General features: G+C 34.0%; 12 protein-coding genes. 8 read left to right on the top strand and 4 right to left on the bottom strand.

Translation table 11 applies throughout. From position 1 onward, the window contains the following. Positions 1–6 precede the first annotated feature (6 nt). Both BBI01_RS05450 and BBI01_RS22740 read left to right on the top strand, forming a co-directional pair. On the top strand, positions 7–1,020 hold the full coding sequence (locus BBI01_RS05450) for a helix-turn-helix transcriptional regulator (RefSeq protein WP_065393666.1): 1,014 nt from the start codon (positions 7–9) through the stop codon (positions 1,018–1,020). Positions 1,021–1,144: 124 nt separating this feature from the next. Further along, a complete protein-coding gene (locus tag BBI01_RS22740; protein ID WP_162926152.1) occupies positions 1,145–1,282 on the top strand; it encodes a hypothetical protein in 138 nt (45 codons plus the stop codon). Positions 1,283–1,569: 287 nt separating this feature from the next. Here the strand turns inward: BBI01_RS22740 and BBI01_RS05455 are convergent, their stop codons facing one another. Further along, a complete protein-coding gene (locus BBI01_RS05455; RefSeq protein WP_065393667.1) occupies positions 1,570–2,757 on the bottom strand; it encodes a DUF1501 domain-containing protein in 1,188 nt (395 codons plus the stop codon). 29 nt (positions 2,758–2,786) lie between these two features. Next, positions 2,787–4,166 carry a DUF1800 domain-containing protein gene (locus tag BBI01_RS05460; RefSeq protein WP_065393668.1) on the bottom strand — a complete coding sequence of 460 codons (1,380 nt, stop codon included), beginning with the start codon at positions 4,164–4,166 and terminating at the stop codon, positions 2,787–2,789. Between the two features lie 605 nt (positions 4,167–4,771). On the opposite strand from BBI01_RS05460, the gene BBI01_RS05465 reads away from it, so the two are divergent. From BBI01_RS05465 to BBI01_RS05490, 6 genes are all read left to right on the top strand, one after another. Then, positions 4,772–5,335, top strand: coding sequence for a hypothetical protein (locus BBI01_RS05465; RefSeq protein WP_065393669.1), 564 nt, complete (start codon positions 4,772–4,774; stop codon positions 5,333–5,335). A 116-nt stretch (positions 5,336–5,451) separates the two neighbouring features. After that, positions 5,452–6,501, top strand: a complete 1,050-nt coding sequence (locus tag BBI01_RS05470) for a glucokinase (RefSeq protein WP_065394130.1) — start codon at positions 5,452–5,454, stop codon at positions 6,499–6,501. 140 nt (positions 6,502–6,641) lie between these two features. Continuing rightward, a complete protein-coding gene (locus tag BBI01_RS05475; protein WP_065393670.1) occupies positions 6,642–7,208 on the top strand; it encodes a YceI family protein in 567 nt (188 codons plus the stop codon). A 78-nt stretch (positions 7,209–7,286) separates the two neighbouring features. After that, entirely contained in the window at positions 7,287–7,916 is a 630-nt protein-coding gene (locus tag BBI01_RS05480; protein WP_065393671.1) for a YceI family protein, read from the top strand. 252 nt (positions 7,917–8,168) lie between these two features. After that, entirely contained in the window at positions 8,169–8,858 is a 690-nt protein-coding gene (locus BBI01_RS05485; protein ID WP_065393672.1) for an alpha/beta hydrolase, read from the top strand. Positions 8,859–8,976: 118 nt separating this feature from the next. Beyond that, positions 8,977–10,395, top strand: a complete 1,419-nt coding sequence (locus BBI01_RS05490) for an L-serine ammonia-lyase (protein ID WP_065394131.1) — start codon at positions 8,977–8,979, stop codon at positions 10,393–10,395. 184 nt (positions 10,396–10,579) lie between these two features. On the opposite strand, the gene BBI01_RS05495 is transcribed toward BBI01_RS05490, so the two are convergent. Then, positions 10,580–12,220: a serine hydrolase domain-containing protein gene (locus BBI01_RS05495; RefSeq protein ID WP_083190017.1), complete on the bottom strand. Its 1,641-nt coding sequence runs from the start codon at positions 12,218–12,220 to the stop codon at positions 10,580–10,582. Positions 12,221–12,225: 5 nt separating this feature from the next. Then, positions 12,226–12,807 (bottom strand): YIP1 family protein, encoded by a 582-nt coding sequence (locus tag BBI01_RS05500; protein WP_065393673.1) that lies wholly within the window; start codon positions 12,805–12,807, stop codon positions 12,226–12,228. Positions 12,808–12,818: the final 11 nt, after the last annotated feature.

Here is a 12,818-nt window from a genome sequence, read left to right on the forward strand (position 1 = left end):
AAAATAATGTCATCCAATAAAAACGCTCTTATCCGTTATAAGACATTAGATAAATGTCTCAAGAACAAGTACCGAAAGTATACCTTGGAGGATCTTATTGATGAGTGCTCCGAAGCTTTGTTTGAGTTTGAGGGAAAAGAATCCTTTGTAAGCAAAAGAACAATTCAGCTGGATCTTCAGAATATGCGAAGCGAAAAATTCGGGTATGAAGCGCCTATTGAAGTATATGAAAGAAAATATTACCGTTACAGCGATCCGGAATACAGTATTCATAATATTTCAGTGAATGAAAGTGATCTTAAAGCAATGAATAATGCCGTTCAGATCCTGAAGCAGTTCAAGGATTTTTCGATGTTCAAAGAAATGAACGGGGTTATCCAGAAGCTGGAAGACTCCATTCACTCTACAAACCAGAAATCTATTATTCATTTAGATAAAAATGAGCAGCTGAAAGGATTGGAACATATTGATATTTTGTATGAAAATATTCTGAATAAAAAAGTACTGAAAATCCTTTACAAGAGTTTTACTGCCAGAGAATCTAATGTTTATACAGTTCACCCGCAATTATTGAAAGAATTCAACAACCGTTGGTTTCTTATCTGTCTTTACAAGCAGAAAATGTATAATCTAGCTTTGGATAGGATGGAGACTATTGAAATAGATGAGAAAACATCTTATATTGATAAAAACCTTGATGGAGATGAGTACTTTAAAGACATTGTAGGTGTTACCGTTGCTGAATCAATAGTTCCCAAAAAAGTAATTTTCTTCGTAGATTCTGCCAATGCTCCTTATGTTAAAACAAAACCTCTTCACAAAAGTCAGGAGATTGTAAGTGAAACAAAAGAAGGGACACTTTTTAAAATCTGTGTACAGATCAACTATGAATTAGAAAGATTGTTACTGGGTTTTGGTGACTCTCTTGTAGTGCATAAGCCTCAGAAATTAAGGTTGAGAATGGAAGAGAAGTTCAAAGCCGGAAGTAGAAACTATCAGGATTTGGTTCTTCCTGAATAAAGCTGGTTTTATAAGCTTTATATTGATTTTAATGATTGTTTTTATGTAAAATATTAATTAAGAATTTATTTCTGATTTTTATATTGGCTTGGAAATTGTAGTAGTCAAGTACAAAGTCACACTTATGAAATCAAGAATATTTAAAGCATTAATTGCCATTATAGCACCTATAGCGATAGAATATATCGTTAAAAAAATATCTGAGAAACTTGATAAAAAAGATGATCAGAAAGAGAAAGAACCCAAGCAGATTACTGCTTAAACGTAAAAGTAGTTTAAAATTTAAAATTATTGAAAAGAGACTGTCATTATGGATGGTCTCTTTTTTTTGTGGTGATATTAGGAATTGCAGGGGCTAGAAAACCACCCCGTCAAAAATCCTTTGAATTTTTGCCACCCCTCCAGAGGATGGGAATATACAGTCCTTCAACTGAAACTTTCTCTTTAGTATTCAATAAAATCGTAGATTTTCAAAAACTTAAGTGAACTTCTGAAGCAGTTAGAAGTAACTTAAAAATAACTTAAGTGTTAAAACTTTTGTGCCTAAATTTATATAAAGTCATAAACCCCATTTTTCCACCCCAAAACCTTAGAAGAATCTGCTTTTAGCCAGTTTTTCAAGATTGTAGCATATACTTTTCTGAAATCTTCTTTATAGATCAAATCACCTTCATTTAAGTTCTGTAAATCTGGAAGACTGTTCAGTACACCTTTCTTTTTAAGATTTCCACCGATGAAAAACATTTGATTGGCTGTTCCGTGATCCGTTCCGTTGCTCGCATTTTGGGCAACTCTTCGACCAAACTCAGAAAATGTCATCAGCAGAATATTATTAAATAATCCATTACTTTTCATATCGGCAACAAATGATTTTACAGCCTCATTAATATCACCAAACAATTTTTTTTGTCTGTCATTCTGATTTACGTGCGTATCAAAACTTCCGATAGAAAGATAGTAAACCTGAGTGTTAATGTCTGATTTGATGAGTGAAGCAACCGTTTTGAAATCCTTTCCCAGTTGAGAATTAGGGTATGTCTGATCCGTCTTTTTCGCTTTACTTTTTTCAAAAATATACCCAGCATTATTAATAGTAGAACCTAAGGTTTGATAAAGATAGGAAACTGTTTCATCGTCGTGATGATGATCATAAAGTGACTTAAAATATTTCTCCTGACTCGTTTGATATAAACGTTTAGGATCTTTAAATGCAAAAGCCTTATTATTTTCACCTTTTAATGCAAGACTGAGCATATCATCTACTTCCAATGCCTGAGTTGGATGCTCACAGCGATAACATTCTTCATCCAGAAAGCGTCCCAGCCATCCTGTATCCAGAAATTCATCACTTCGGCTTGCCGATTGCCAGATATCCATGCTTCGGAAATGAGATTTGTCGGGATTAGGATAGCCTACATTATTCATTACAGAAAGCTCTCCATTATCAAAAAGTTCTTTAAAATAGGAGAGCGCCGGATTGATGCCCGCTTCATCCGTAAGAGACAAAGAATCCTGAATGGCAAGAGTTTTTCTCTCTCTGAAGTAAATATCATTTTTAGCAGGAATAATGGTGTTCAACCCATCATTTCCTCCCGTAAACTGAAGTACAATAAGAATATTAGGAGTTGTAGTACTCAAAGCCTCATTCATAGTCATTGCCTTTAAAAAATTGGGCATTAATAGGGAAGCGGTGGCAAGTGAACTGATCTTAAGGAATTCTCTTCTTTTGATTAGCATAACGATAGATTTAGATTGGAAATAATGAATTACATCAATTGGTATTCAGGCGTTGACATCAGATTAATGATATTCATTTTTAAACTCTTATCAGAAAAATTATTTACCGTATTCATATCCAGACTTTTGGCGTTTACGATCAAATAATCTTCACAATTCTTACTGTCGAAAATTGTATCAACACGGTTCCAGTCTATAATGATATTAGGGTTTTTAAAGGTTTTGTTTAAAGCAGATTCTTTAGATTTCATTCCCATATCTATATCATCATCCTGTCTTGGGCTGTATTCCAATGGACGAAGACCTGACCAAATCTGCGGAATTTGAAGCCTTAACATCAGCGTAGAACTGTCGATCCACGCTTTTCCATTTACCCAACCCGAAACATTGGGTGGATAAAGAAGCATTTGCCCCAATAATTTCTGATAAACGATGAGGTTTTCAGGATTTTGAATCTGCATGGGAAGAATTCGCATGATTCCAGCCATCAGTTCCACAGGAGATTTTATTCTGTTTCCTATATTTTTCTGATTATAAAACCATGTACTTGAGAATATTTCAGTCATGAGTTTCTTTATATCATAACCGGAATTGTAGAAGTTTGCACTCAGTGTATCAATGATATTCTGATCTATATTTTCATTGACGAAAAACTTGTAAATTTTAGTTGTAATAAACTTAGCTGTACTTTTTTGTTCCAATATAATATTCAAAACATCTGATCCGTTAAAATTCCCTGTTTTTCCCAGAAAAGTTTTTGATCCTTCATCATGTTGGTTTTTTCTTTCCTTAAAATTCCCTTCTTTATCATAACTCCAGCCTGTAAAAGCCCTGGCACCTTCTCTTACATCCTTTTCTGTATAGTTTCCTCTTCCCATGGTAAAAAGTTCCATTACTTCGCGGGCAAAATTTTCGTTAGGATGGTCTTTTTTGTTCTGTTGATTATTCAGAAAATTAAGCATTGCCGGAGATTGACTTACTTCAAAAAGCAGTTCCTTAAAATTTCCGAGTGCATTTTTCCTGATTGTATTTAAAAGCTGTTGATTGAATTTCGGATTGATTACTCTTGAAGCAAAATGTCCATGCCAGAAGAAAGCCATCTTTTCTCTCATCTGTTCCTTGCTATTTACTATTTTATCCAGGAAGTTGAGGTTAAGCTCATTGTTTTGTTCCCTGTTGAGACGCTGCATTTCCTTTTTCTTTTCTGCGGGAGCGGTACTGTTCATGTAATCTTCCGTAGGAATTATATCGGGAGTATCATAAGTAATTTCGCTAAAGTTGTCTGCCCTGAATAATTCATTGATCAACGTTTTATTGTTCTTATTTTTCAAATCATCGATTTGATTGATCCCAACACCAAAACCGGCGCGCCAAAGAAGATGTTTATTGTTTAAGAGTGAATCCGCCATTGTGAAAAGGTTTATTTTTTTGATCAGCTAAGATGAAAAAGGTTAAAATAATAACGAGTTAAGAGGTGTTAATATTATCATGAGTAGTGAATACGGTAAGTAGGATTGTGAAAATGAAAAAGCACAAATCTTTAGCATGCTGTATGTTGTAAGGCGCAAGGATTATCTTTGAAATAAAATTGTAGAATGTTTATAATTGTCACCAATGCACGAATAAAATATTTATCTTCAGTTTTTAACTATGTAATGATGGGATAAAAGCTAACAACATAGCCACATAGCATAAAATCATTTGTGCATTGGTAGCAAAAAATAAGAAAATCCTTGCAAAAAATCTTATATTTTCTTACATCTTTTCGTTTCTCGATAATAGAATTTGTTTTATATCAATCTGTTACATTTTATTTTTTAACATTTTATACTTATTTCACATTTTAAGGTCTGTTTTTTATAAAAATTGTTAAACGTTTATTTAAATTTTAAGATAAAATAAAGTATTGATAATCATTTGTTTAATTATCTTGTTTGTGTTAAAAAACTCGATGTGACGTTGCTTGGCACGATTTTTACATCCTCTTGTTTAGTAAAATTTAAAAATTAGAGTTATGAAAATGTTTAAACAAGCAATTTTGCTAGCTGGAATTTTAACAGCAGGTATAGCAAGCGCACAGGATTCAAAAATGAACAACATGATCAAAGTAGGCGCGAATGTTGGTTTAGCAGTTCCTTCAGATAACCTTTCAGCTGCCGTTGGTGTAGATGTAGCTTATCAGAACCTTATTACTCCTGGATTTGGATTAGGTATCGCATCAGGATATACTCACTATTTTGGAAAAGATAACAACGGTTATAAAAATAATGATGTAGGAGTAGTTCCTGTAGCTGCTTTAGTAAGAATTTATCCAAAACAGACAGGTTTCTATTTCGGAACTGACTTAGGATATGGTTTCCTTGTAGGAGATAAAACTGTAGCTTCAAACACAAATGTGGAAAGAGCAAACGGAGGTTTCTACATCAAGCCGGAGATCGGATACCACAACAGAGACTGGAATTTCTTCGTACAATACCAAAAGGTTTTTGTAGGAACTAAAGGAGATTTAGCCGGACAGGACTATAATGTGGGGAATATCGGAGTAGGATTCGGTTATAATATTCCATTAGGAAAGTAGTTAGATTTAATATATAAACAATTATTAACCAAAACCTTTTCACGAAAGTGGAAAGGTTTTTTTGTTCTGTGCAGGTATTACGAAAACAATTATTATATTTGGTAAAATTTGAGGTTATGATTCTGAATCCAAAATTTCCGCTTTATTTACCAGGAGTAGAGAACAGTAATAATGATAATGTTTCTATCATTGGAGCAAGTCTTCGTGAAGATATAACAATCTTAGGCTATTTTGTTTCCGGTAACGGAGGTCTTGAGATAAAAATTCAAAATACATATTCTACTAAGGAATATGCTTCTTTCAATGATATTCTGAAAAAATTTATTCAGGATAATCAGTTAGAAAATGTAAAACGTTTAGGAATGGCTGTGCCGGGACCTGTGATTGACGGGAAAAGTAACCCTGCTAGATTAGGCTGGAATCTTGATATTGAAGAATACAAAAGAGATTTCGGTTTTGAAAAAGTAGAAATGCTTAATGACCTTGAAGCATCAGCTTACGGAATGGCGCTTCTTGAAGACGATGATCTTGATGCTATCTATACAAGTGGTCACCTTGAAAAAGGAAATGTGGCAATCCTTGCTCCCGGAAACGGACTTGGTGAAGCAGGATATTTCTTTGATGGGAAAAATCTTAGACCATTCGCTACAGAAGGAGGGCATTCGGAATTCTCACCGAGAACCAATGTAGAAGTGGAGTTCTATCAGTTCTTAAATAATATCTATGGAATTGTAAGTTGGGAAAATGTATTATCAAAATCAGGATTATTTAATATCTATCGTTTCCTGAGAGATGTAAAAAGACATCCGGAACCGGAATGGTTAAGTGATCGTCTTGCCAATGGAAATTTTGTTGAAGAATTATACAAGGCAGCAGTAGAGGATAATGTATTAATCTGTAGAATAGCTTTGGATACTTTCCTTGAGTTCCTAGCAAGAGAAGCCAATAACCTTACTTTAAAGGTTAAGGCAACGGGAGGTCTACTGATTGCGGGTGATATTCCTCAGATGGTGAGAGAATATATTGACAAAGATAAATTCTATGAAAAGTTCAAGATCAGTGATAAAATGGAAGGAATGCTTAAAAACATCCCGATCTATCTGGTCAAGCAAAATCATACGGCACTAAAAGGTATGGCACTATATACAGCCTACTATCAAGAATAAAGAGAGCTCCGAAGAAATTCGGAGTTTTTTTATGAGATGATATTATTCATAAAAATAATCGGAAATCTTGATATACATCAATGAAATCTATCAAATAAGATGGCTATCTTTGTTTAAACTTAATTAAAATAATTCTATCAATGAAAAAAATATTTTTGTTAGCAGTAGTAGCTAGTGGATTAGCTTTCGGACAGTCTAAAAAAGTTGTAGCATCTGATGTTCACTGGTGGGGATACAAAGTAGCAAAATCTGAAGCAAGCTCTCACGATGGTACTGTAAAAGTAAAATCCGGAGATATGGTAATGAAAGGAAACCAGCTTGTAGGAGGAAGCTTTGTATTAGATATGACTTCTATCAACGCAACTGATGTTTCAGGTGATTCTCAACAAAAATTGAACGGGCACCTTAAGAATGGTGACTTCTTTGAAGTTGAAAAGTTCCCGACTGCTACTTTTAAAATTACTTCTGTAAAGAAAAACAACGATAAGATCTACAACTCTCTGGTAACTGGAAACCTTACCGTAAAAGGAAAAACTAATGCAGTTTCTTTCCCTGCTAAGATTGCTTACAGCAAAGGAGTAGTAAGTTTAGTATCTAACAAGTTCTCTTTTGACAGACAAAAATTTGATGTATCTTACAAGTCTTCTATGCAGGACGTATTTTTGAAAGATGACATCGATATGATTGTAAAGGTGACTGCTCAATAAATTAATCAAAAAAAGATTATTAAAAGTGTAGAAGTTCTACACTTTTTTTTATTTTTGTTGAATTGTAAATAAAAAAGAATGAAAAGATTACTATTGTTTGCTATGGTGTGCGCAAGCATATCATTTGTTTCTGCCCAAAAGAAATTTGATAAAGTTTCAAAAGTGACTTCATCAGAGATCAGATGGTGGGGATATAAGGTTGTAAAAACTGAAGCTTCCTCTCACTCCGGAACGGTAAAGTTAAAGAGTGGAAAATTCAACTTTGATCATACAGTTCTAGTGGACGGAGAGTTCATTATAGATATGAGAAGCATGATGGCGGGAGATGTTTCTGATGAGGATCAGATTAAATTAACAGATGACCTGAAAAGCTCAAACTTTTTTGAAGTTAAAAAGTTCCCGATTGCGAAGTTTCATTTGACTAAAATTATTCCTTTAGCAAACAGTGAATATAATTCTACCGTGTATGGAGATCTTACCCTGAAAGGAGTGAGAAAAACAATCTCTTTCCCGGCAAATGTATACGTTACTCAGTTTACAACAGTAATTGAGTCTGCAAAGTTCTCCCTGAACAGAAGAGACTTTAAAGTATTCTACCAGTCTTCATTGAAAGATTATTTCATCAAAAACGAAATGGATATCCAATTCAAAGTTTCTACAGAAAAGCTTGACAATGACAACAGAATTCCTGTAAAGAAAAAGAAGTAAGATTAAATACTATATTGATAAAAAAGAGCAGTTCTTAGGAGCTGCTCTTTTTTTGTGAACAGATTTTATAAATAACCTATGAGAACTAACTTAAGATTTATAGTTTCCCAATCACGTTCAACTTTTGATTCTGAAAAAATCTAAATACAGTATTTATCAGTGATTTTTATGCTTTATATTCCATGTTTTGCACATCAAATTCTTTTCAATCTAAAAGCACATCCTTTTCCTTATTTTTTATAAATTAGTACTATGAAAATTTATATTGTAAGCGGTCTTGGAGCAGACTTTAAAGTACTTGAAAGACTAGAGTTTCCCAAACACTGCGAATTAATTTTTATAGATTGGCTTATTCCAAAGCAAAATGAGCCTTTTCATGCCTATGTAGAGAGAATGGCAGAGAAAGTAGATACTTCAGAACCATTCTGTTTAGTAGGATATTCTTTTGGGGGAATAATGGTTCAGGAGATTAACCAATTGAAACCTGCTGAGAAGGTTGTAATCCTTGGAAGCATAAAATCTGATAAAGAAAAATCCAAATTCATAAAAACAGGGGAAGTTACCAAAATCCCGCGCATATTACCGGTAGGGCTTTTCAATACCAAAGCTGCCAATGTATATGCAATCATCAGAAAACTTTTTGATCCTAAAAATCCCAGACTCCTTCAATATTTCAGAGTAAGAGATCCTTATTATCTGAAATGGTCTGTAGAAAAGGTTTCCGAATGGAAATTTGATGAAAATCCAAATGTTATCCAGATATTAGGAGATAAGGATATTGTTTTTCCTATAAGAAATTCAAAGCCGGACTACGTAATTAAAGGAGGAACTCATTTATTCCCAGCAACTAAATCTAAAGAAGTTTCTAAAATATTGAAGGAAATATTTAAAGATTCAGAAAAGGAACTTTCTGCGGAAAAGAAAGATAAAAGTACAGCCTAGATTTTTATTATTCCTATAGCTGGCAAAATTCTTAAATAATCATTAAACCTCTACCGAATACTGATTTTTATTAGGATTTATCATGTATCTTTGCTTTGAGGAAAATGAAGAATCATTTATGGAATCAATATCGGTTTTTGAGATTATTAAAGTAGGGATAGGTCCATCCAGTTCGCATACAATGGGACCTTGGAATGCAGCATCTGCATTTATCAGGATTATAAAAAGAGAAAGATCAATAGCTGAAGTTAAAGAAGTTTTTCTTGAATTTTTTGGTTCACTGGCAAAAACAGGGATTGGGCATGGAACAGACATTGCCGGAATGCTTGGGCTGAACGGAGAAGATTTTAAGACAATCAATACTTCAAAAATTGATGAAAAAATAGACTATATAAAAAGCACTCAAACCATTAATCTTGGGGGTGAGAAAGTGATTCCGTTTATATACGGACATCATTTGATCTTAAACATGAAGAAGAACCTGGATTTTCACCCGAATGGAATGATTTTCAGGGCTGTTTTTGAAGATGGAACCGAGCTTGTTCAGGATTTTTATTCTGTGGGTGGAGGCTTTATTGCAAGCCAGGAGAAAAACTCTATACAAAAGCAGTGTGTACGTACTTTGTACCCTTGTCATAAGGCTTCTGATATTGCTAAATATTGTGAGAAGCTTGGTCTTAAGAAAATTTCAGATCTTATTTTCATCAACGAAGAAAGCTGGAGAACACAGGAAGAAACAAAGCAGGAAGCACTTTATATCTGGGAACAGATCAAGGAGTGTATTTATAAAGGTGTAAATAAAGAAGGTATTCTTCCGGGAGGATTAAATGTTTCCAGAAGAGCAGCCGGTATCAACAGAAAGTTGTTAGGCGACAAGATCTATAAAAATAAAGACGAGTGGTTCCAGCAGGTAGTAGATGCAGAAGAAAACTTTACCAATATCAATAAATGGATTGCTTGTTTCGCTTTGGCTGTAAATGAAGAAAATGCAAGCTTCGGACGAATTATTACTGCTCCTACAAATGGTGCCAGCGGTGTAATTCCTGCCGTTTTGATGTATTCACAAGCCTTTACGGATTCAATCAGTGAGGATGATATTATTCGTTTTCTATTGGTAGCGGGAGAAATAGGAACATTATTCAAGAAAAATGCTACCATCTCTGCAGCAATGGGAGGTTGCCAGGCTGAAATCGGAGTGTCGTCTGCAATGGCAGCAGCAGGGCTTACAGAAATTTTAGGAGGAAACGTAGGACAGGTATTGATGGCGGCAGAAATTGCTATGGAACATCATCTAGGGCTTACGTGTGACCCCATCAAAGGACTTGTACAAATCCCTTGTATTGAAAGAAATACAATGGGAGCAATGAAAGCCATTACAGCAGCGAATATCGCATTAGAAAGTGATCCTACCAAAGCAAAGGTAACATTGGATGAGGTAATTCAAACTATGTGGGAAACGGCACAATCTATGAGTGATCGTTTTAAGGAAACTTCAGAAGGAGGATTAGCAATTGCGGTGAACGTTCCTGAATGTTAAGATTATTATTTTAAAACATAAAAAAAACCTTAGAACTTGTGTCTAAGGTTTTTTGTTTGTGTGATGAAGTTTTTGTATCCTTTCTTACAACTCTTATGGATGACGGATAAATTCAATAGAATCGGGCTTTAGCCCGATTAAATATGAAACAATTCCATTGGCTTTAGCCAAAACTATTCACAGTTTATTTTCTATTAAAAAAGAAAGTTTTCCCGCCCTGAGTAAGCTTAAGCTGATTCTTTTCAGGAATAAAATCAAGCTTTATACCGGCTTTATCAAATGTAAACTGATCTTTTTCTGTAACTGTCAGAGGAAATTCAGCTTGATTGGAAGCCTGAGCGTATAACCCTTCATCTTTGATAAATACTTTTACTCTCAGATCAATATCTTTAGACGAATAATCTCCTACATATTTTTCCAGTTGAGCTACAGGTATTTTAGCATTGTTAAATACAGGATACTTATAATCTCTGTTGTGAATTAGATTCAGAAGAGCAATGTAAAATCTGTTATGAGCAAAGTTCTGCCCATTAATAGTAATGGCATAGGATAGCTGATCATTAGGATCATAACCAAGCGTAGAATGACTTCCGGCAGTATCACCACCATGTCCGTAATAGATGATGTTGTAAAACGGCATTTTCATGATTCCTGTCCCGAAGAACTTTTCCTCTTTATTGGAAATCATCATGTCAAGGGTTTCTTTTTTTATAAATTTTCCATCGAATAAAGCATTGATAAAAACATTCAAATCTTTTGGAGTAGAAGTAATATCTCCTAACCCGATGCAGTTATGAAAATCAAAGTCTTTAACTTCTACCCAGCTGTCTTTTTTAAATTCATATGATTTAAAAATATTCTTAGGATTATCAAGAACAGAGAAAGTATCAGGCATCGTAACTTTGTCAAGAATATTTTCTTTTAAAATGACATGATAAGGTTTATTGTGTATTTTTTCCAGAATTCTACTTAATAAAAAGTAAGCAGAATTGGAATATCTTGTCTTTGCTCCTGGTTGAAAGCTTACTCCATTTTTTTTAATGGTATCAATAATGGCTTTATCACCTACAGGTTTGTCGAATAACCAGTTATTGTCACCAGGTTTTCCTACATAATCAGTCAAACCACTGGTATGATTCAGCATATTTTTGATAGTGATTTTTTTAGCATTAGGAATTTCGGGATAGAATTTTGAAAGTTGATCAGACAGATTGAGTTTTCCTTTTTCAACTAGCTGAAGAAGCATAACTGCTGTGATCATTTTACTGATAGAACCTATCTGGTATCCTGTGTTTTGATCATAGGTAACATTCGCGGGTAAAAGTTTCTGTCCAAAATTTCTTTTGTAAACCTCTGTTCCATTTCTGAAAATAGATATACTTCCGATTTCCTGGTTGTTTTGAACCATATAATTTAAGAAATCATCGATCTTTTGAGTGTTAATAGCTTTTCCGTTGAGATAAGGAATATTATCATCTTCGGACTTGATTTCTCTGTAAAGATTTAATTTTAATTTCTGTCCATTCTGGATAAAATCGCCTTCAAAATGATCGGTTTTGTAAACTCCTTTATAACCTGCATTGATACTTCCTATTTCAAAAGTAAGTTCATTGTTGTTGAAATCTGTTTTATCTACAGGAAATTCTCTGGAACTTTGCTTTGGGCTTGCTAATGTTGAAGTATAACCTTTCGCTTTTTTTGTTATTGTAATCACGAGAGGAAGTTTTGCAGATTGAGTATCCAGTTCACCGTTCCAGATTCCTTCAATTTGGGCGTAACAAAACTGTGCCAGGAAGACTAGCACCAATAATAATTTGATTTTCATGGTAATTAAATAATTTGATTAATTGTAAGTTGACAAACTAATGCACTCATCAGCGATACGATGCAGAAGAGTACAATATGCTGCCATTTTTTGATATTTGTTGCTGTTTTAAAGCCATTGTAATAGAGAGTCATACTATAGATGAGTGTAGTAATCGTAACAACAGTAAGAGAGATCATGATCAGGAAATCTAACAGAGGGAGAGTTCCTGTGTGGTTAGACTGATACTGTATAACATTTTTTCCCGCTTGCTTTAAAAATGGTATTTTCCCGATACCTTGGATAATAATCAGAAAGAGTTGAGATATTAAAACAGTGTTGACAATATCAATGATTCTTGTTTTTCTGTTGAGAATTTTTCCCAATATAAAAAGAACTACAATGGCAACACCAAAGCTCAATAGAGTAGGAAGTGCTATATTTTTGAGCGTTGCATTTTCAATATTATTGATCCTGTAAATACTTGTAAAAGTAGTATTTGTCCAATATCCCATAACTATAGATAGAATAATGGTTATCATTCCTGTGAGCAAGAGTAGTTTCTCATCAAACCTCTCAAACGGATTAAAAATTGTTTTCCAGTTCATACATTGTGTTT

It is taken from the genome of Chryseobacterium artocarpi (assembly GCF_001684975.1).
Taxonomy (GTDB): Bacteria; Bacteroidota; Bacteroidia; order Flavobacteriales; family Weeksellaceae; genus Chryseobacterium; species Chryseobacterium artocarpi.

Excerpts from the sequence above, each read along its gene's own strand:
- BBI01_RS05495 (WP_083190017.1), bottom strand. The coding sequence starts at position 12,220 with ATGAAAATCAAATTATTATTGGTGCTAGTCTTCCTGGCACAGTTTTGT.
- BBI01_RS05470 (WP_065394130.1), top strand. The coding sequence starts at position 5,452 with ATGATTCTGAATCCAAAATTTCCGCTTTATTTACCAGGAGTAGAGAAC.
- BBI01_RS22740 (WP_162926152.1), top strand. The coding sequence starts at position 1,145 with ATGAAATCAAGAATATTTAAAGCATTAATTGCCATTATAGCACCTATA.
- BBI01_RS05450 (WP_065393666.1), top strand. The coding sequence starts at position 7 with ATGTCATCCAATAAAAACGCTCTTATCCGTTATAAGACATTAGATAAA.
- BBI01_RS05500 (WP_065393673.1), bottom strand. The coding sequence starts at position 12,807 with ATGAACTGGAAAACAATTTTTAATCCGTTTGAGAGGTTTGATGAGAAA.
- BBI01_RS05480 (WP_065393671.1), top strand. The coding sequence starts at position 7,287 with ATGAAAAGATTACTATTGTTTGCTATGGTGTGCGCAAGCATATCATTT.
- BBI01_RS05465 (WP_065393669.1), top strand. The coding sequence starts at position 4,772 with ATGAAAATGTTTAAACAAGCAATTTTGCTAGCTGGAATTTTAACAGCA.
- BBI01_RS05460 (WP_065393668.1), bottom strand. The coding sequence starts at position 4,166 with ATGGCGGATTCACTCTTAAACAATAAACATCTTCTTTGGCGCGCCGGT.
- BBI01_RS05490 (WP_065394131.1), top strand. The coding sequence starts at position 8,977 with ATGGAATCAATATCGGTTTTTGAGATTATTAAAGTAGGGATAGGTCCA.
- BBI01_RS05455 (WP_065393667.1), bottom strand. The coding sequence starts at position 2,757 with ATGCTAATCAAAAGAAGAGAATTCCTTAAGATCAGTTCACTTGCCACC.
- BBI01_RS05475 (WP_065393670.1), top strand. The coding sequence starts at position 6,642 with ATGAAAAAAATATTTTTGTTAGCAGTAGTAGCTAGTGGATTAGCTTTC.
- BBI01_RS05485 (WP_065393672.1), top strand. The coding sequence starts at position 8,169 with ATGAAAATTTATATTGTAAGCGGTCTTGGAGCAGACTTTAAAGTACTT.